This is a genomic window from Roseiarcus sp., assembly GCF_049514155.1.
GTDB lineage: Bacteria > Pseudomonadota > Alphaproteobacteria > Rhizobiales > Beijerinckiaceae > Roseiarcus.
In genome coordinates this window covers 1-17,349 of sequence record NZ_JBEKVH010000077.1, presented here as the reverse complement: position 1 = coordinate 17,349, position 17,349 = coordinate 1, and the positions used below count along the sequence as shown (strand labels likewise).

Below are 17,349 nucleotides of genomic sequence, written 5' to 3'. Positions count from 1 at the left end.
ATACAAAGGATATAACAGTTGAACTTCTTGATCGAGTGAGGCAGGAAATTCCGAAAAAGGCTATTCTCGATACGAGGCAATTACCGAAGGAAGTTGACCATTCTCGGGTTTTCATTGTTCACGGCCGAGATGAAGCGGCAAAAAATGAGACTGCCAGGTTTGTAGAGAATCTTGGTTTGATTGCGGTAATACTTCACGAGCAGGTTAACGCTGGTGATACGATAATTGACAAGCTGGAGAAGCATACAAACGTTGGATTTGGTATAATACTATATACTCCATGCGATGTTGGTGGTCTTTCCGGAGATCCAGCTCAGAAGAAAAGGGCGCGCCAAAATGTTATCTTTGAGCACGGGTACCTGATTGCAAAACTCGGCCGCAAAAATGTCTGTGCGCTTGTGACGGATGACGTCGAAATACCCAACGATATTAATGGAATCGTGTATGTTCAACTAGACCGCCATGGGGCTTGGCGGCTCGCAATTGCAAGAGAGCTGCGAAACGCTGGTTACCTAATCGATATGAACAAGATTCTCTGATGGGCGGCCGCGACACAGACCTATTGTTCGATGTGGAAATGGCCCCAATTTCGGAGCTTCTCCAAGAGTTCTTCGTTTATGTCGCGACTGGCTCGACATACGCCAGCGGCGGTGTGCGCGCGGCTGGCCGACCAATCGTCGCGGGATCGACATGCGCGTCGGCCCACGCCTTGAGGGCGGCGATCACCGGCTCGAGCCTGCGCCCGCGCGCCGTCAAGCTGTACTCCACCTTCGGCGGCACCTCGGCGTGCGACAATCGCGCATTCTTGTGGAGTTGCGCACCGGTCGCCAATTCCCGCCCGAACGCCAACGCCAGGAGGATGCTTTGCGCGCCGTCGGCTACCAGAAGTCGCTTCCCATCGACGACCCGAATTCGCTGGTCGACATCGATCTGCCCAAGCCCGAACCCAAAGGTCGCGACCTGCTGGTCGAGGTGCGGGCGATCTCGGTCAATCCGGTCGACACAAAAGTGCGCCGGCGCGCCCAGCCCGAGCCGGGCGGGTGGAAAGTGCTTGGCTGGGACGTCGCCGGGACGGTCGTCGCCGTCGGCCCGGAGGCCAAGGCGTTCAAACCGGGCGACGCGGTGTTCTACGCCGGCGCGATTGTCCGCCCGGGCGCCAATGCCGAATTCCATCTCGTCGACGAACGGATTGTCGGCCGCAAGCCGACCACGCTCGACTGGATCGAGGCGGCGGCGCTGCCGCTGACTTCGATTACCGCCTGGGAGATGCTGTTCGACCGTCTCGACATCCGCAAGCCGGTCCCCGGCGCGCCGAACCTGCTGCTCGTCGTCGGCGGGGCGGGCGGCGTCGGCTCGATGACGATCCAGCTCGCGCGCAGCCTGACCGACGCGACGGTGATCGCCACCGCCTCGCGGCCCGAGACGCGCGAATGGGCGCTCGCGCTCGGCGCGCACCACGTCGTCGACCATTTCAAGCCCCTTGCGGCGGAAGTCGCGGCGCTGAATGTCGGCGCGCCGGCGTTCGTCTTCTCGACCACCAACACCGACAAGCACGTCGCCGAGATCGTCAAGCTGATCGCGCCGCAGGGCCGCTTCGGCCTGATCGACGATCCGCCCGCGCTCGACGCCATGCCGTTCAAGGGGAAGAGCGTTTCGATCCATTGGGAGCTGATGTTCACCCGCTCGACCTTCGACACCGCCGACGTCGCCCAGCAGGGCGCCTTGCTCAACGAGGTGTCGCGCCTCGTCGACGCCGGCGCGATCCGCACCACGCTCGCCGAGCGTTTCGGCGCGATCAACGCCGCCAACCTCCGGCGGGCCCACGCGCTGCTCGAGAGCGGCCGCGCCAAAGGCAAGATCTGTCTCGAAGGTTTCGCCGCGGCGTGAGGAACTCCGCTCACCCGACCTCGAACCAGCCACTGAGGCCCGCGGTGCGGGCGGCTGGCGACGCGGAAGCGATCGGCCACTTGCCTGGATTGTCGGCGACGAAGGCGAGGCGGACGGTTCGGCCCGGCGGGACGATGAAGACGTCGCGCCAATAAGGCTCCCAGCCGTCGTCGAGCGCGTGCAGCAGGCGCGCGACGTGGCCGCCGAGCCGCATCGTCCGGGTTGTCGCGGTCGCATTGATCAGAGCGAGCGTGACCGCCGCGCCGCGCCGAACGGCGAATTGCGGCTTGGCGCTCCAGTCGGCGAGCGTCTCGCCGTTGATCGCCAGCGCCGCGCCGTCGTCGCCCGATAGCGTCAGCGCGAAGCGCCGCGCGCCGGCGAGGTCGATCTCCTTCGGCAGCAACGGATTCGCCGGCAGCCCTTGGAAAGCAGGGCGCTCCGGCTTCGGCGCGCCGGCGCGGGCGAAGACGACCAGCGGCTGGTCGGGGTCGCTTGCGGCGTCGTCGCGCAGCGAAAACGCGACCGCTGCGTCGGCCACGTCGAAGACGAGTTCGAAGCGCGCGCCCGCGCCCATGGGAAAGACGCCGCGCAGCGGCGCGAACGGCGCGCTCGGTTGGCCGTCGACGGCGACGATCAGCGGCGCTGCGCCGGCGACGGCGATCGTCATCGCCCGCGTCGCCGAGGCGTTGGCGAGGCGCAGACGAACGCGCGCGCCCGGCGGAGCGGCGAACCGTTGCGGCGCGGGCGCCGCGCCGGCGGCGACGAGGGCCCCGGCCGGCCCGGAATCGTCTCGCAAGCGGCCCGTTTCGTCGAGTCGCCAATCGCCGAGAACGACGATCGCCTCGAGATCGACGGCAGGCGGCGAGGGCTCTTCGACGACGACCGGGCCGAACAGACCCGAGGCGAGCTGGCGCGCGGTCGCCGCGCCGGCGTCGGGCAGGTAGAGGTTGAAGCCGGCGTCAGGCGGCGTGAAGCGAATCTCGGCCTCGCCGCCGGGTTCGATCGGCGCCTGGGTGAGGCCGGCGATGCCGGCGAGGGCGTTGGCGATTCTCAATCCCGGAAAGCTCAGCGTCGTCGGCGCGTCGAGGCGGTTGGCCAGGCTGAGCGCCAGCTCTTCGCCGCGCTTGAGCCGGAGGAGCGGTCCAGGAACGGTTCCGTCGTAAGCGAGCAGGGGGGTCGGCGCAGCGGGCGGGGGCGCAAGCGCGAGCGAAGCGGGGGCGGCGGTTAACCGGCGCGCCGGCGCCGGCGCAGCGGCGTCGGCCGCGCCGCGCCAGGCCCAAATCGACGCGGCGACGCCGCCGAGGAGGACGGCGCGGCGATCGAGCCGCAGCGGCGCGCGCATGGTCAGGCTCCGCCCTGCCTCAATTCGGGACAGCCGCCTTGGCGCGGCGCTTGCGGGCCGAGCGGTCTCTGAGCGTCCCGGCGCCGGGACGGGACAGGAACACGGAGCCTCGCCATGGGCCGATTCACCGGACGCCTCCGCATCGCCGCCGGACTGGCGGCGTTCGGCGTCTTGGCCGCCGCGGCGCCATTCATAGACCACGGACCGGGCCGCGCAACCGCCCTGGCGCTCGCCGGCGGACTGTTCACCGTCGCGCTCGCCGTCGTCGTGCGCGACTGACCGATCTATCGTCACGGCGCTGACGCATTTTTCGCTGGCGCGGACGGCCCAAGCTGCTATAGAGCGCGCCCGAAGCAGACCAGCCTCTCCTGCGGAGCGCGCGGGATGCGGGCGTGGCGGAACTGGTAGACGCGCCGGATTTAGGTTCCGGTGACCTTATAAGTCGTGGGGGTTCGAGCCCCTCCGCCCGCACCAGTTCCGTTCGGCCGCTTCGTGGCCATCCGCTTCGATGATTTTCGCCGTTCGACCGGCGCGCGGAGGGCGCGACGGGCGAATGGTCGCAGGTTGCGAGGGCGTTTGAAATGCAGGTCACCGAGACGCTGAGCCAAGGGCTGAAGCGCGAATACGCCATCGTCGTGCCGGCGAGCGATCTCGCCTCGCGCCTGGAAGCGCAACTCGCCGACATGAAGACCAAGGTGCGGATCAACGGCTTCCGTCCCGGCAAGGTGCCGGTTGCGCATCTCAAGCGCGTCTATGGCCGCTCGGTGATGGCCGATCTCGTTCAGGAGACGATCACCGAGGCCAACAAGCAGATCGTCGACGAACACGGCCTCAAGCTCGCGCGCGAGCCGCGGGTCGAGCTGCCCGGCGACAAGGACGCGCTCGAGGCGGCGCTCGACGCGCGCGGCGACCTCGCCTTCACCGTCGCGCTGGAAGTGCTACCGAAGTTCGAGGTCGGCGAATTCACCGACATCGCCTTCGAGCGTCCGTTCGCCGAGGTCGAGGAGAGCGAGGTCGAAGACGGGCTGATGCGGCTCGCTCAGGATCGGCGCGTCTACGTCGATCGGCCGGAAGGCGGCAAGGCGGAGCGTTTCGACCGGGTCACCGTCGACTTCGTCGGCACGATCGACGGCGAGGCGTTCGAGGGCGGTTCGAGCGAGAACATCGAGGTGGTGATCGGCAGCAACGCCTTCATCCCCGGCTTCGAGGAGCAGCTGCTCGGCGTCGCCGCCGGCGAGAAGCGCGATGTCGAGGCGACCTTCCCCGAGGCCTATGCGGCGCGCAAGCTCGCCGGCCGCAAGGCGAAATTCGACGTGTCGGTCAAGGCGGTCGCCGCGCCCGAGCCGCTCGCCATCGACGACGAATTCGCCAAGAGCTACGGCGCCGACGATCTCGCGCAGCTCAAGGATCGCATTCGCGAGCGCATCGCCGCCGAGTACGCGCGCGCCTCGCGCGAGAAGGTCAAGCGCAAGCTGCTCGACGCGCTCGCGGCGCGCTACACGTTCGAAGTGCCGGAAGGGTTGGTCGAGCAGGAGTTCGCTTCGATCTGGGCGCAGGTCGAGCGTGAGCAGCAGGCTTCCGGCCGCAGCTTCGCCGATGAAAACACCACCGAGGAGGCCGCGCGCGCCGAATATCGCTCGATCGCCGAGCGACGCGTGCGCCTCGGCCTGCTGCTGGCCGAGATCGGCGCCAAGGTCGGGGTTTCGATCAGCGACGAGGAAATGACCCAGGCTCTGGTCGCCCGCGCCCGCGCCTTCCCCGGGCAGGAGAAGCAGGTCTGGGACTTCTACCGCACCAACCAGAGCGCGCTCGCCGAACTGCGCGCGCCGATCTACGAGGAGAAGGTCGTCGACCACATCCTGTCGGTCGCCAAGGTCGAAGACCGCAAGGTGACCGCCAAGGAGCTGCTGGCCGACGACGACGAGCCGGCCCCCGCCGCGCCGGCGGCCTGACTCGGCTGATTTGGGGCCGGCCGTTCGGCCGGCTCGGCCCGCCCCTTCACAACGCCGCCGCGCGACCTATGTTACGGGTCGGCGACGCCGTTTGATTCCCCTGGAAGCGAGGCCCATGCGCGACATTGTCGACACCTACAACAATCAGCTCGTGCCGATCGTCATCGAGCAGTCGGCGCGCGGCGAGCGCTCCTTCGACATCTTCTCGCGCCTGCTGCGCGAGCGAATCATCTTCGTCATCGGGCCGATCGACGACGGCTCGGCGTCGCTGGTCGTCGCCCAGCTGTTGTTCCTCGAGGCCGACAACCCGAAGAAAGAAGTCGCCATGTACATCAACTCGCCGGGCGGGGTGGTGACGGCGGGGCTGTCGATCTACGACACGATGCAGTTCATCCGCCCCAAGGTGACGACGATGTGCGTCGGCCAGGCGGCCTCGATGGGCTCGCTGCTGCTCGCCGCCGGCGAGAAGGGTATGCGCTACACGCTGCCGAATTCGCGCATCATGGTTCATCAGCCCTCCGGCGGCTTCCAGGGCCAGGCGTCCGACGTCCAGCGCCACGCCGAGGACATCCTCAAGGTCAAGCGCCGGCTCAACGAGATCTACGTCGAGCACACCGGGCAATCTTACGAAATCATTGAGCGCACGCTCGACCGCGACCATTTCATGTCGGCGGAAGAGGCCAAGGCGTTCGGCCTCGTCGACGAGGTCACGACAAAGCGGTCGGTCGAGGCGGAAGAGCCAAAGCCGAGCTGATTTCGGGCCGCCGGGCGAATTGAACGGACAGCCCCTGGTCTTTGTGGACCGTCCGGGCTTGATTTCGCGCGCCGTTGCGTGGTTGCTTGTCGGGAGGGAGGGCGTCCGGGCCGGGGACGGCCCGAAGAAGGGCGCGTGATTGCGCGCCGGGCGTCGGGGCGGCGGAAGCCGCGACGCTACGGTTTGTTAGGATGCAGCATCTAGGCTGACCTGTCGGGGCGTCCGCTGAATCGCACCGACGGAAGCGGCCGGAACGGAGAAAAACGATGGCCAAGGCCGAAGGCGACGCCAAGAGCACGCTCTACTGCTCTTTCTGCGGCAAGAGCCAGCATGAGGTGCGCAAGCTCATCGCCGGGCCGACCGTGTTCATCTGCGACGAATGCGTCGAGCTGTGCATGGACATCATCCGCGAGGAGAGCAAGACCGCCTTGGTCAAGAGCAAGGACGGCATTCCGACTCCGCGCGAGATCTGCAAGGTGCTCGACGACTACGTCATCGGCCAGCCGCAGGCCAAGCGCGTCCTCTCCGTGGCGGTGCACAACCACTACAAGCGGCTCAACCACGCCACCAAGCACAGCGACGTCGAGCTCGCCAAGTCGAACATCCTGCTGATCGGGCCGACCGGATCGGGCAAGACGCTGCTCGCCCAGACGCTGGCGCGCATCCTCGACGTGCCCTTCACCATGGCCGACGCGACGACGCTGACGGAAGCCGGCTACGTCGGCGAGGATGTCGAGAACATCATTCTCAAGCTGCTGCAGGCCTCCGACTACAACGTCGAGCGGGCGCAGCGCGGCATCGTCTACATCGACGAGATCGACAAGATCAGCCGCAAGTCGGACAACCCGTCGATCACCCGCGACGTGTCGGGCGAGGGCGTCCAGCAGGCGCTGCTGAAGATCATGGAAGGCACGATCGCCAGCGTGCCGCCGCAGGGCGGCCGCAAGCATCCGCAGCAGGAATTCCTCCAGGTCGACACGACCAACATCCTGTTCATTTGCGGCGGCGCCTTCTCCGGGCTCGAGCGCATCATCTCGGCGCGCGGCAAGGGCACCTCGATCGGCTTCGGCGCCAAGGTCCAGGCCCCCGACGATCGGCGCACCGGCGAGGTGTTCCGGCAGGTCGAGCCCGAGGATCTTTTGAAGTTCGGCCTCATCCCCGAATTCGTCGGCCGCCTGCCGGTTATCGCCACGCTCGAGGATCTCGACGAAGACGCGCTCAAGCGCATCCTCACCGAGCCGAAGAACGCGTTGGTCAAGCAGTATCAGCGGTTGTTCGAGATGGAGAACGTCGACCTCACCTTCCAGGACGATTCGCTCGTCGTCGTCGCCAAGAAGGCGATCGAGCGGCGCACCGGCGCGCGCGGTTTGCGCTCGATCATGGAAGGAATCCTGCTCGACACTATGTTCGATCTGCCTGGCCTCGACGGCGTCGAACAGGTCGTGATCGGGCCCGAGGTGGTCGAGGGCAAGGCGCGGCCGCTCTACATCTATGCCGAGCGCGCCGAGAAAGCCGGCTGACGGCAGGGACCTGGGGAGCGGGCGGCGATTCGCCGCGCCCGCGGCTTGAAACCGGACCGCCCAGCCGCCATCTTCGCGTCAAACGGTTCGTGCATCGTTGTTTGTTGCAGGCTCCGTGGCGCCGAAGCGTAGGCGCGGGAATTGCATCCTGCGTGAGCGTAGCGGCGGCGTGAACCGGAGCCCGAACGAATCGGGGCTGGGGCGCGTCGGCCGGTCGGCGTCTTTTCAAGCCCGAGGCGGTTTCCCGCCGCGCTCGGGCCAAGAGAAACAGGACCGCGAATGACCAGCTCTCGCAAGATTCCCGCGCCCGGCGCCTTCGACGTCTATCCCGTGCTGCCGCTGCGCGACATCGTCGTGTTCCCGCACATGATCGTGCCGCTGTTCGTCGGCCGCGAGAAGTCGATTCGCGCCCTCGAGGAAGTGATGAAGGCGGACAAGCCGATCTTGCTGGCGACGCAGATGAACGCCGCCGACGACGATCCGGCGACCGACGCGATCTTCTCCACCGGCACGCTCGCCAAGGTGCTGCAGCTGCTCAAGCTGCCCGACGGCACCGTCAAGGTGCTGGTCGAGGGCCAGTCGCGCGCGCACGTGCGCGCCTATCTGCCGACCGAGGGTTACTATCAGGCCGAAGCCGAGGCCGTCGCCGACGACCCGATCGATCCGATCGAGGCCGAGGCGCTGTCGCGTTCGGTCGTCTCGGAGTTCGAAAACTACGTCAAGCTCAACAAGAAGATCTCGCCGGAAGTGGTCGCCGCGGTGACGCAGATCGACGACTACGGCAAGCTCGCCGACACGGTGGCTTCGCATCTTGCAGTCAAGCTCGCCGACAAGCAGGCGATCCTCGAGATCCATTCGATCGCCAAGCGCTTCGAGAAGTGCCTCGCCCTGATGGAGAGCGAAATCTCGGTGCTGCAGGTCGAGAAGCGCATCCGCACGCGCGTCAAGCGCCAGATGGAGAAGACGCAGCGCGAGTACTATCTCAACGAGCAGATGAAGGCGATCCAGAAGGAACTCGGCGACGAGGAAGGTCGCGACGAGATGTCCGAGCTCGAGGACCGCATCAAGAAGACCAAGCTGACCAAGGAAGCGCGCGACAAGGCGCTCGGCGAGCTGAAGAAGCTGAGGCAGATGTCGCCGATGTCGGCCGAGGCGACGGTGGTGCGCAACTACCTCGATTGGCTGCTGTCGATTCCGTGGCAGAAGAAGTCGAAGATCAAGAAGGACCTGCCGGCCGCGCAGGCGCTGCTCGACGCCGACCACTACGGGCTCGACAAGGTCAAGGAGCGCATCGTCGAGTACCTCGCCGTGCAGCAGCGCGCCAACAAGTTGACCGGCCCGATCCTCTGCCTCGTCGGCCCGCCCGGCGTCGGCAAGACCTCGCTCGGCAAGTCGATCGCCAAGGCGACCGGCCGCGAGTTCGTGCGCATGTCGCTCGGCGGCGTGCGCGACGAAGCGGAGATCCGCGGCCACCGCCGCACCTACATCGGATCGATGCCCGGCAAGGTCATCCAGTCGATGCGCAAGGCGAAGACCTCCAATCCGCTGTTCCTGCTCGACGAGATCGACAAGATGGGCATGGACTTCCGCGGCGATCCGTCGTCGGCGCTGCTCGAGGTGCTCGACCCCGAGCAGAACGCGACCTTCAACGACCACTACCTCGAGGTCGATTACGACCTGTCGGGCGTGATGTTCGTCACCACCGCCAATACGCTCAACATCCCGCCGGCGCTGATGGACCGCATGGAGATCATCCGCATCGCCGGCTACACCGAGGATGAGAAGGTCGAGATCGCCAAGCAGCACCTGCTGCCCAACGCGATGGTCAAGCACGGCCTCGACGCGAAGGAATGGGTGGTCGAGGACAGCGCCTTGATGGAGCTCGTGCGCCGCTACACGCGCGAGGCCGGGGTGCGCAATCTCGAGCGCGAGATCTCCAATCTCGCGCGCAAGGCGGTCAAGGACATCCTCACCAGCAAGAAGAAAAAGATCGTCGTCGACGCCGCCGCTGTCGCCGACTATCTCGGCCCGCCGAAGTTCCGCTTCGGCGAGATCGAGGCCGAGGACCAGGTCGGCCTGGTCACCGGGCTCGCGTGGACCGAAGTCGGCGGCGAGCTGCTGACGATCGAAGGCGTGATGATGCCCGGCAAGGGCCGCATGACCGTGACCGGCAACCTCAAGGACGTGATGAAGGAGTCGATCTCGGCTGCGGCTTCTTACGTGCGCTCGCGCGCGGTCGACTTCGGCATCGAGCCGACGTCGTTCGACAAGCGCGACGTCCACGTCCACGTGCCGGAGGGCGCGACGCCGAAGGACGGACCTTCGGCCGGCGTGGCGATGGCGACGGTCATCGTCTCGATGCTGACCGGCATTGCGGTGCGCCACGACGTGGCGATGACCGGCGAAGTCACGCTGCGCGGCCGCGTTCTGCCGATCGGCGGGCTAAAGGAAAAGCTGCTCGCGGCTTTGCGCGGCGGGATCAAGAAGGTCCTCATCCCCGAGGACAACGCCAAGGATCTCGTCGACTTGCCGAACTCGGTGAAGAGCGGGCTGGAGATCGTGCCGGTTGCGCGCATGGAGGAAGTCCTTGCCCATGCGCTGGTGCGCCAGCCGCAGCCGATCGTCTGGGACGAGACGGCCCAGCAGGCGACGCCGTCGATCGCCGGCGACGACGAAGGCGCGGGGATGGTCGCGCACTGATCGCCGACGCGGCAGCACAACTGACGCAAAATGGGGCCGCGAATCCGCCGGATTCGCGGCCCCTTCGCGTTTAAGGGCCGCGAATCCCCCGGAAGACCTACAATATTGTGGGTTTGACGCCCGCTGAGCCTTGATTTCGCGCGGCCAATTGGCGAGCAATGGGCTCACCTCGGGCGTCGATTCGCCGGGGCGGGCGAGGGCCGGCTTCGGACCGACGGCGGCGGAAACGCGTGCGGCGTCGCAGTAACGTCGAAACTGGCAAAGGAGAGGCCAAATGAACAAACTCGAGCTCGTCGAGCACATCGCGAAAGAAGCGGACTTGACGAAGGTGGCCGCGGCTGCGGCATTGGAAGCGGCGCTCGACGGCGTGGGCAAGTCGCTCAAGAAGGGCGAAGAAGTCCGCCTCGTCGGCTTCGGCACTTTCTCGGTTCGCGAGCGCGCCGCCGGCAAGGGGCGCAATCCGGCGACCGGCAAGGAGATCAAGATCGCCGCGTCGAAGAACGCGCGCTTCAAGGCCGGCGCCGCGCTCAAGGCGGCGCTGAACAAGAAGGCGCCCGCCAAGAAGTGAACGGATCGCAGCGCGGCCGAAACAGGCCGCCACGCGACGAATTCGAGGGCGGCCCTAGGCCGCCCTTTTTGTCGCCGGCTTCCTGATCGGGCTTGGCCTCGCTGGCGCAAGTCATGTAGTTTGCCCCGGCGAAGTCGACGCGCAGCGGCAATCCAGGGCGGTTAGCTCAGTTGGTAGAGCATCTCGCTTACACCGAGAGGGTCGGCGGTTCGAGCCCGTCACCGCCCACCAGCCCGCTCGGCGCGTTGGTCCGCGGTCGCGCGGCGCTTGCCGCGTTTTGCGCCGCGGCGGCCTGCGTTTGTCTCCTGGCCGCGGCGCCGGCGGCGGCCGAGCAGGCGCCGATGACCTTTCGCTCGGTCAATTTCGACTCGAACGATTGCGGCGCCAATTGCCCGCAAGTCATCGTCGCCGACGGCGTCATCGAGGCCGAGACGCCGCAGGCCTTCGTCGATTTCGCCAAACAGGCGTCGCAATCCCAGCGGCTGCGCAGCGTCATCTTCATGAACTCGCCGGGCGGCAACGTCGTTGCGTCGATGGAGCTCGGCGCCGCCTTCCGCCGGCTGCGCGCCGCGGTGGTGGTCGCCGGCTTCGCTTCGGTCGGGGCCCGCTCGGGACCGGTCGCCGGTCAGTGCCTGTCGGCCTGCGTCTACGCGCTGATGGGCGCGACCCAGCGGGTGGCGCCGCCGGAAAGCCGGCTCGGGCTGCACCGGATGTCGCTGGAGGCGCCGGGCGAGAGCGGCGGCGGACTCGCCGATAAACGGCTGGTCGCGATCCTCGCCCGATATGCGGCGCAGATGGGGGTCAGCCCCGCGCTGGTCTGGCACGCCGAGTCGCAAACGCCCGGCACGTTGCACATCCTTTCTCCGGCCGAAATCGTCCGCTGGCGGCTCGCTTCGACCCGGTTCTGACGGCGGCGCCGCAAGACCGCATCATGCTTGACTTGGCGGCGGCCGTGGCTTATCGGCTCCGCACCCTTGCGGGGGAGTAGCTCAGTTGGTTAGAGCGCCGGCCTGTCACGCCGGAGGTCGCGGGTTCGAGTCCCGTCTCTCTCGCCATATTCCTTGCCGAAGCGATGGAATCGGCGCTTGCGCCGGCGCCCACGGATTGGCCATCTTCGGACGACAATTTGCGCGATTGGACAGCGCCCGGAGCGGGTTTCGTCTTGCGCGTCTCGCTGCGCTGCGATAGGCCTGCCGAAGCTCGCGACGCGAGCCTGGCGGGGCCGGCCGCCGGGCGTGACGGGGGCGCTCGGCGGGTCGCCGCCGCTCGTGAAATCCCAGCGGAGGCCAGGTGCCCAGTCTGATCGCCGACTACCTGCCGCTCGTCGTTTTCATCTGCCTCAGCGCGCTCATCGGCGGCGCCCTGCTGGTGGCGCCGTTCATCGTCGCCTACAAGAATCCCGATCCTGAGAAGCTGTCGGCCTACGAGTGCGGCTTCAACCCGTTCGACGACGCGCGGATGAAGTTCGACGCGCGCTTCTACCTCGTCTCGCTGCTGTTCATCATCTTCGACCTCGAAGTGGCCTATCTCTTCCCCTGGGCGGTCGCGTTCCACGACATCGGCGCCTTCGGCTTCTGGTCGATGATCCTGTTCCTGGCGGTGCTGACGATCGGCTTCGTCTACGAGTGGAACAAGGGGGCCCTCGAATGGGATTGACGGCGGGCCCCATCGTCGCGCCGGCGCCGCGCGGAATCCTCGATCCGTCGACCGGCAAGCCGTTCGGCGCCGACGACCGTTTCTTCGGCGAAGTCGACGCCAACCTCGCCGACAAGGGCTTTCTGGTCACCTCGACCGACGAGCTGATCCAATGGGCGCGCGCCGGCTCGTTGATGTGGATGACCTTCGGCCTCGCCTGCTGCGCGGTCGAAATGATGCAATTGTCGATGCCGCGCTACGACGTCGAACGCTTCGGTTTCGCGCCGCGCGGCAGCCCGCGCCAGTCGGACGTGATGATCGTCGCCGGCACGCTGACCAACAAGATGGCCCCGGCGCTGCGCAAGGTCTACGACCAGATGCCGGAGCCGCGCTACGTCATTTCGATGGGCTCGTGCGCCAACGGCGGCGGTTACTATCACTATTCATACTCGGTGGTGCGCGGCTGTGATCGCGTCGTGCCGGTCGACATCTACGTTCCCGGTTGCCCGCCGACTGCGGAAGCGCTGCTCTACGGCGTGCTGATGCTGCAGAAGAAAATCCGTCGCACGGGAACGATCGAACGATAATAACGACGGCTCGCCGGGCGCGGGCCGCGGGGGGCTTCAATGACGCGGGCCCGCTTCCTTTGCGGTGGGAGGCGCGCGGCCGCTGAATCGGACGGGGACGATGGACGACGGGTTGAAAGCGATCGGCGACAAAGCGCTGGCGAGCCTGCCCGGCGCCGTGCTCGCGGCCCACGACGCGTATGGCGAGCTGACGCTCGAGGTCGAGACGGCGCGCATCGTCGAGGCGCTGACCTTCCTGCGCGACGATCCCGATTGTCAGTTCATCTGCTTCACCGACTTGAGCGGCGTCGACTACCCGCAGCGCGAGAAACGGTTCGACGTCGTCTACCTGCTGCTGTCGCCCAAGCTCAATCGCCGCATTCGGGTCAAGATCGCGACCGACGAGGCGACGCCGGCGCCATCGATCGTATCGGTATTTCCCGCCGCCGACTGGTACGAGCGCGAAGCCTACGACCTGTTCGGCATCCTGTTCGACGGCCATCCCGATCTTCGCCGCATCCTCACCGACTACGGCTTCGACGGCCATCCGCTGCGCAAGGACTTCCCGATGACCGGCTTCGTCGAAGTGCGCTACGACGACGAAGAGAAGCGGGTGCGCTACGAGCCGGTCAAGCTCACCCAGGAATTCCGCCAGTTCGATTTCCTCAGCCCATGGGAAGGCGCGCCGCTGCCTGGGGACGAGAAGGCGAGGTAGGAGAGAACGGCGAATGGCGAGTAGCGAGGGGTGAATTGGGTGAGATCTTGGCAGGCGTGCGGATCAATTCGTATCGGGATTTGCGGGTTTGGCAGGAAGCCATGGCCGTTGCGTCAGCCTGCTACGTCTTGACCAAAGCGTTTCCCAGAGAAGAAATCTATGGGATGACCGCGCAAATTCGGCGCGCCGCGGTTTCGATTGCCGCGAACGTCGCTGAAGGTCATGGCCGAGAAAGCACGGGATCGTTCGTACAGTTCTTGCGTGTGGCGCAGGGATCGTTGAAAGAGTTGGAGACGCACTTGTTGCTGGCGGGACAGGTCCAGGTTGCGGAAGCCTCGACGGTGGAGCCGATTCTCGCTCGATGCGATTCGCTGGGCCGAATGCTGCGCCGTTTGATTCGTTCGTTGCAGGAAAAGTCCGGCGGACCTGATGAAGAGGCCGCGTCATGAAGATGAGCCACGCACTATTCGCCACTCGCCATTCGCCCCGCCGCAGGCGTTCCGCCTCGCACTCGGGAGCGCGCCCATGACCGAACATTCCCTCCGCAACTTCTCGATCAACTTCGGACCGCAGCATCCGGCGGCGCACGGCGTGCTGCGCTTGGTGCTGGAGCTCGACGGCGAGGTGGTCGAGCGCGTCGATCCGCATATCGGCCTGCTGCATCGCGGCACCGAGAAGCTGATGGAGGCGCGCACCTATCTGCAGAACGTCCCCTATCTCGACCGGCTCGACTATGTCGCGCCGATGAACCAGGAGCACGCCTACGCGCTGGCGGTCGAAAGGCTGCTCGGCGTCACCGTGCCGCGCCGCGCCCAGCTGATCCGCGTGCTCTACAGCGAGATCGGCCGGCTGCTGTCGCATCTGCTCAACGTCACCACCCAGGCGATGGACGTCGGCGCGCTGACGCCGCCGCTGTGGGGCTTCGAAGAGCGCGAGAAGCTGATGGTGTTCTACGAGCGCGCCAGCGGCGCGCGCATGCACTCGGCCTATTTCCGCCCCGGCGGCGTTCACCAGGACCTGCCGCCGCAGCTCGTCGACGACATCTACGCGTTCTGCGATCCGTTCCTCAAAGTCTGCGACGACCTCGAGACGCTGCTGACCGGCAACCGCATCTTCAAGCAGCGCAACGTCGATATCGCCGTCGTCACGCTCGATCAGGCGTGGGCGTGGGGCTTCTCGGGCGTGATGGTGCGCGGCTCGGGCGCGGCGTGGGACCTGCGCAAGGCGCAGCCCTACGAGTGCTACGAGGAGATGGATTTCGACATCCCCGTCGGCAAGAACGGCGACTGCTACGACCGCTACCTCATCCGCATGGAGGAGATGCGCCAGTCGGTGAAGATCATGAGGCAGTGTTGCGACAAGCTGCAGTCGGCCGACGGGCAGGGGCCGGTGGTCACCGACGACGGCAAGGTCGCGCCGCCCAAGCGCGGCGAGATGAAGCGCTCGATGGAAGCGCTCATCCATCACTTCAAGCTCTACACCGAGGGCTACAAGGTTCCCGCCGGCGAGGTCTATGCGGCGGTCGAGGCGCCGAAGGGCGAGTTCGGCGTCTACATCGTCTCCGACGGCTCCAACAAGCCCTATCGGGTCAAGCTGCGCGCGCCGGGCTTCGCCCATCTGCAGGCGATGGATTTCCTCTGCCGTAAGCACATGTTGGCCGACGTCAGCGCGATCCTCGGCTCGATCGACATCGTTTTCGGCGACGTCGACCGATGAGCGTGCTCGAATCCCTCAAGCGCCGCGCGCGCTTTCTCGTCGCCGGCTTCCTGTCGTTTCTGGTCGTGCTGGCGGCGATCCGCTGGTCGGGCGGCGAACCTCTGTTGCAGCCGGCCGGCGACATCGGGTTGATCATCGGGTTCGTTTTCGTCGCTGGTTTCTTCGTCGTCAGCGACACCTACCGCGGCCCAAGCGGAGGCGCGCCATGATCGCCGCCCTCCGAGAGCGACGCATGAACAGAATTGGGGTCGAGTAAGCATGTCCGTCCGCCGTCTCGCCGAGGTTCAGCCCGAAAGCTTCGCCTTCACGCCGGAAAACCAGGCGTGGGCGGAGCGGGAAATCGCCAAATATCCGCCCGGCCGCCAGGCCTCGGCGATCATCTCGCTGTTGTGGCGCGCCCAGGCGCAGCACGATTACTGGCTGCCCAAGCCGGCGATCGAGACCGTCGCCGACATGCTCGCCATGCCCTACATCCGCGCGCTCGAGGTCGCGACCTTCTACACCATGTTCAACCTCGAGCCGGTCGGCCGCCATCACGTCCAGGTCTGCGGCACCACGCCTTGCGTTCTGCGCGGCGCCGAGGACATCAAGCGGATGTGCCGCAACCGCATCGGGCCGGAAGGGACGGTCAGCGGCGACGGCAAGCTGTCGTGGGTCGAGACCGAGTGCCTGGGCGCCTGCAGCAATGCGCCGGCGGTGCAGATCAACGACGATTATTACGAGGACCTGACGACGGCGAACTTCGCCAGGCTGCTCGACGACCTCGCCGCCGGCAGGCCGGTCAAGACCGGCTCGCAGACGGGGCGGGTCTCCTCCGAGCCGCAGGGCGGGTCGCTGACGGCGCTGACGACGCTTTACGGCGCCGACGGCAGAAGCGGGCCGGCTTCGGTCAAAGGGTGAAGGCGGGAACTGCCAGCGATGCTTGAGGACAAAGACCGGATCTTCACCAACCTCTACGGCTTCGGCGACCGCAGCCTGAAGGGGGCGCGCGCGCGCGGCCAGTGGGACGGCGCCAAGGCGCTCATCGACAAGGGCCGCGATTGGATCGTCGCCGAGATGAAGGCCTCGGGTCTGCGCGGCCGCGGCGGCGCCGGCTTCCCGACCGGCTTGAAATGGTCGTTCATGCCCAAGGTGGTCGACCCCAAGCGGCCGCATTACCTCGTCGTCAACGCCGACGAATCCGAGCCGGGCACCTGCAAGGACCGCGAGATCCTGCGCAACGATCCGCATACGCTGGTCGAAGGCTGCTTCGTCGCCGGCTTCGCCATGGGCTGCAACGCCGCCTACATCTACGTGCGCGGCGAATACATCCTCGAGCGCAAGCGGCTGCAGGCGGCGGTCGACGAGGCCTACGAGGCCAAGCTGATCGGCAAGGACAACGTCCACGGCTGGCCGTTCGACATCTACGTCCATCACGGCGCCGGCGCCTACATCTGCGGCGAAGAGACCGCGATGCTCGAGTCGCTCGAGGGCAAGAAGGGCATGCCGCGGATGAAGCCGCCGTTCCCCGCCGCCATGGGGCTCTACGGCTGCCCGACCACGGTCAACAATGTCGAGTCGATCGCCGTCGCGCCGACCATCCTGCGGCGCGGCGCGGCGTGGTTTTCGAGCTTCGGCGCGCCCAACAACAGCGGCACCAAGGTTTTCTGCATTTCCGGCCACGTCAACAAGCCGTGCAACGTCGAAGAGGCGATGTCGATCCCGTTCCGCGAACTGATCGACAAGCACGCCGGCGGCGTGCGCGGCGGCTGGGACAATCTGCTCGCCGTCATTCCCGGCGGCTCGTCGGTGCGCATGGTGCCGGCGGCGCAGATCATCGATACGCCGATGGACTTCGACTCGCTCGGCAAGCTCAAGTCCGGCCTTGGCACCGCGGCGGTGATCGTCATGGACAAGTCGACCGACCTGATCAAGGCGATCGCGCGGCTGTCCTATTTCTACAAGCACGAGAGCTGCGGCCAGTGCACGCCGTGCCGCGAAGGCGCCGGCTGGAT

General features: G+C 66.5%; 17 protein-coding genes, 3 tRNA genes and 2 pseudogenes. 20 read left to right on the top strand and 2 right to left on the bottom strand.

What is annotated here, in order from left to right; translation table 11 throughout:
• On the top strand, positions 1–539 hold a 539-nt coding region (locus ABSF49_RS12485; protein WP_424112976.1), incomplete at its 5' end, for a TIR domain-containing protein.
• Positions 540–615: 76 nt separating this feature from the next.
• Here the strand turns inward: ABSF49_RS12485 and ABSF49_RS12480 are convergent.
• Positions 616–798: pseudogene (locus ABSF49_RS12480) on the bottom strand (winged helix-turn-helix transcriptional regulator); the annotation flags it as partial.
• A 66-nt stretch (positions 799–864) separates the two neighbouring features.
• On the opposite strand from ABSF49_RS12480, the gene ABSF49_RS12475 reads away from it, so the two are divergent.
• The gene (locus ABSF49_RS12475) at positions 865–1,887 is read left to right on the top strand and encodes a zinc-binding alcohol dehydrogenase family protein (RefSeq protein WP_424112975.1); all 1,023 of its coding nucleotides are present in this window, start codon (positions 865–867) and stop codon (positions 1,885–1,887) included.
• A gap of 10 nt (positions 1,888–1,897) precedes the next feature.
• Here ABSF49_RS12475 and ABSF49_RS12470 read toward each other — a convergent pair whose 3' ends face one another.
• Entirely contained in the window at positions 1,898–3,229 is a 1,332-nt protein-coding gene (locus tag ABSF49_RS12470) for a multicopper oxidase family protein (RefSeq protein WP_424112974.1), read from the bottom strand.
• Positions 3,230–3,343: 114 nt separating this feature from the next.
• Here ABSF49_RS12470 and ABSF49_RS12465 point away from each other — a divergent pair, with 114 nt between their 5' ends.
• From ABSF49_RS12465 to nuoF, 18 genes and pseudogenes are all read left to right on the top strand, one after another.
• Positions 3,344–3,508, top strand: coding sequence for a hypothetical protein (locus ABSF49_RS12465; RefSeq protein ID WP_424112973.1), 165 nt, complete (start codon positions 3,344–3,346; stop codon positions 3,506–3,508).
• A 107-nt stretch (positions 3,509–3,615) separates the two neighbouring features.
• Positions 3,616–3,703 (top strand) — tRNA-Leu (locus tag ABSF49_RS12460).
• A 107-nt stretch (positions 3,704–3,810) separates the two neighbouring features.
• Positions 3,811–5,181 (top strand): trigger factor, encoded by a 1,371-nt coding sequence (gene tig, locus ABSF49_RS12455; protein WP_424112972.1) that lies wholly within the window; start codon positions 3,811–3,813, stop codon positions 5,179–5,181.
• Between the two features lie 115 nt (positions 5,182–5,296).
• Positions 5,297–5,935: an ATP-dependent Clp protease proteolytic subunit gene (locus tag ABSF49_RS12450; RefSeq protein WP_424112971.1), complete on the top strand. Its 639-nt coding sequence runs from the start codon at positions 5,297–5,299 to the stop codon at positions 5,933–5,935.
• A 266-nt stretch (positions 5,936–6,201) separates the two neighbouring features.
• A complete protein-coding gene (gene clpX, locus ABSF49_RS12445; protein ID WP_424112970.1) occupies positions 6,202–7,455 on the top strand; it encodes an ATP-dependent Clp protease ATP-binding subunit ClpX in 1,254 nt (417 codons plus the stop codon).
• A 279-nt stretch (positions 7,456–7,734) separates the two neighbouring features.
• Positions 7,735–10,155 carry an endopeptidase La gene (gene lon, locus ABSF49_RS12440; RefSeq protein WP_424112969.1) on the top strand — a complete coding sequence of 807 codons (2,421 nt, stop codon included), beginning with the start codon at positions 7,735–7,737 and terminating at the stop codon, positions 10,153–10,155.
• Positions 10,156–10,426: 271 nt separating this feature from the next.
• Positions 10,427–10,723: pseudogene (locus ABSF49_RS12435) on the top strand (HU family DNA-binding protein); the annotation flags it as partial.
• A gap of 155 nt (positions 10,724–10,878) precedes the next feature.
• A tRNA-Val gene (locus ABSF49_RS12430) sits at positions 10,879–10,954 on the top strand.
• A gap of 110 nt (positions 10,955–11,064) precedes the next feature.
• A complete protein-coding gene (locus ABSF49_RS12425) occupies positions 11,065–11,631 on the top strand; it encodes a COG3904 family protein (protein WP_424112968.1) in 567 nt (188 codons plus the stop codon).
• A gap of 70 nt (positions 11,632–11,701) precedes the next feature.
• A tRNA-Asp gene (locus ABSF49_RS12420) sits at positions 11,702–11,778 on the top strand.
• Positions 11,779–12,013: 235 nt separating this feature from the next.
• Entirely contained in the window at positions 12,014–12,379 is a 366-nt protein-coding gene (locus tag ABSF49_RS12415; RefSeq protein WP_424112967.1) for an NADH-quinone oxidoreductase subunit A, read from the top strand.
• Positions 12,370–12,945 carry a NuoB/complex I 20 kDa subunit family protein gene (locus tag ABSF49_RS12410; protein ID WP_424112966.1) on the top strand — a complete coding sequence of 192 codons (576 nt, stop codon included), beginning with the start codon at positions 12,370–12,372 and terminating at the stop codon, positions 12,943–12,945. Before ABSF49_RS12415 ends, ABSF49_RS12410 begins: the two co-directional genes overlap by 10 nt.
• 100 nt (positions 12,946–13,045) lie before the next feature.
• The gene (locus tag ABSF49_RS12405; protein ID WP_424112965.1) at positions 13,046–13,639 is read left to right on the top strand and encodes an NADH-quinone oxidoreductase subunit C; all 594 of its coding nucleotides are present in this window, start codon (positions 13,046–13,048) and stop codon (positions 13,637–13,639) included.
• A 56-nt stretch (positions 13,640–13,695) separates the two neighbouring features.
• Positions 13,696–14,088 carry a four helix bundle protein gene (locus ABSF49_RS12400; protein WP_424112977.1) on the top strand — a complete coding sequence of 131 codons (393 nt, stop codon included), beginning with the start codon at positions 13,696–13,698 and terminating at the stop codon, positions 14,086–14,088.
• 76 nt (positions 14,089–14,164) lie between these two features.
• The gene (locus tag ABSF49_RS12395) at positions 14,165–15,355 is read left to right on the top strand and encodes an NADH-quinone oxidoreductase subunit D (protein ID WP_424112964.1); all 1,191 of its coding nucleotides are present in this window, start codon (positions 14,165–14,167) and stop codon (positions 15,353–15,355) included.
• The gene (locus tag ABSF49_RS12390) at positions 15,352–15,564 is read left to right on the top strand and encodes a hypothetical protein (protein WP_424112963.1); all 213 of its coding nucleotides are present in this window, start codon (positions 15,352–15,354) and stop codon (positions 15,562–15,564) included. The genes ABSF49_RS12395 and ABSF49_RS12390 overlap by 4 nt, the downstream gene beginning before the upstream one ends.
• Positions 15,565–15,613: 49 nt before the next feature.
• Positions 15,614–16,255 (top strand): NADH-quinone oxidoreductase subunit NuoE, encoded by a 642-nt coding sequence (gene nuoE / locus ABSF49_RS12385; RefSeq protein ID WP_424112962.1) that lies wholly within the window; start codon positions 15,614–15,616, stop codon positions 16,253–16,255.
• Between the two features lie 18 nt (positions 16,256–16,273).
• The coding region (gene nuoF, locus ABSF49_RS12380; RefSeq protein ID WP_424112961.1) for an NADH-quinone oxidoreductase subunit NuoF at positions 16,274–17,349 on the top strand (1,076 nt) is incomplete at its 3' end.

Excerpts from the sequence above, each read along its gene's own strand:
- ABSF49_RS12470 (WP_424112974.1), bottom strand. The coding sequence starts at position 3,229 with ATGCGCGCGCCGCTGCGGCTCGATCGCCGCGCCGTCCTCCTCGGCGGC.
- ABSF49_RS12465 (WP_424112973.1), top strand. The coding sequence starts at position 3,344 with ATGGGCCGATTCACCGGACGCCTCCGCATCGCCGCCGGACTGGCGGCG.
- tig (WP_424112972.1), top strand. The coding sequence starts at position 3,811 with ATGCAGGTCACCGAGACGCTGAGCCAAGGGCTGAAGCGCGAATACGCC.
- ABSF49_RS12450 (WP_424112971.1), top strand. The coding sequence starts at position 5,297 with ATGCGCGACATTGTCGACACCTACAACAATCAGCTCGTGCCGATCGTC.
- clpX (WP_424112970.1), top strand. The coding sequence starts at position 6,202 with ATGGCCAAGGCCGAAGGCGACGCCAAGAGCACGCTCTACTGCTCTTTC.
- lon (WP_424112969.1), top strand. The coding sequence starts at position 7,735 with ATGACCAGCTCTCGCAAGATTCCCGCGCCCGGCGCCTTCGACGTCTAT.
- ABSF49_RS12425 (WP_424112968.1), top strand. The coding sequence starts at position 11,065 with ATGACCTTTCGCTCGGTCAATTTCGACTCGAACGATTGCGGCGCCAAT.
- ABSF49_RS12410 (WP_424112966.1), top strand. The coding sequence starts at position 12,370 with ATGGGATTGACGGCGGGCCCCATCGTCGCGCCGGCGCCGCGCGGAATC.
- ABSF49_RS12405 (WP_424112965.1), top strand. The coding sequence starts at position 13,046 with ATGGACGACGGGTTGAAAGCGATCGGCGACAAAGCGCTGGCGAGCCTG.
- ABSF49_RS12395 (WP_424112964.1), top strand. The coding sequence starts at position 14,165 with ATGACCGAACATTCCCTCCGCAACTTCTCGATCAACTTCGGACCGCAG.
- ABSF49_RS12390 (WP_424112963.1), top strand. The coding sequence starts at position 15,352 with ATGAGCGTGCTCGAATCCCTCAAGCGCCGCGCGCGCTTTCTCGTCGCC.
- nuoE (WP_424112962.1), top strand. The coding sequence starts at position 15,614 with ATGTCCGTCCGCCGTCTCGCCGAGGTTCAGCCCGAAAGCTTCGCCTTC.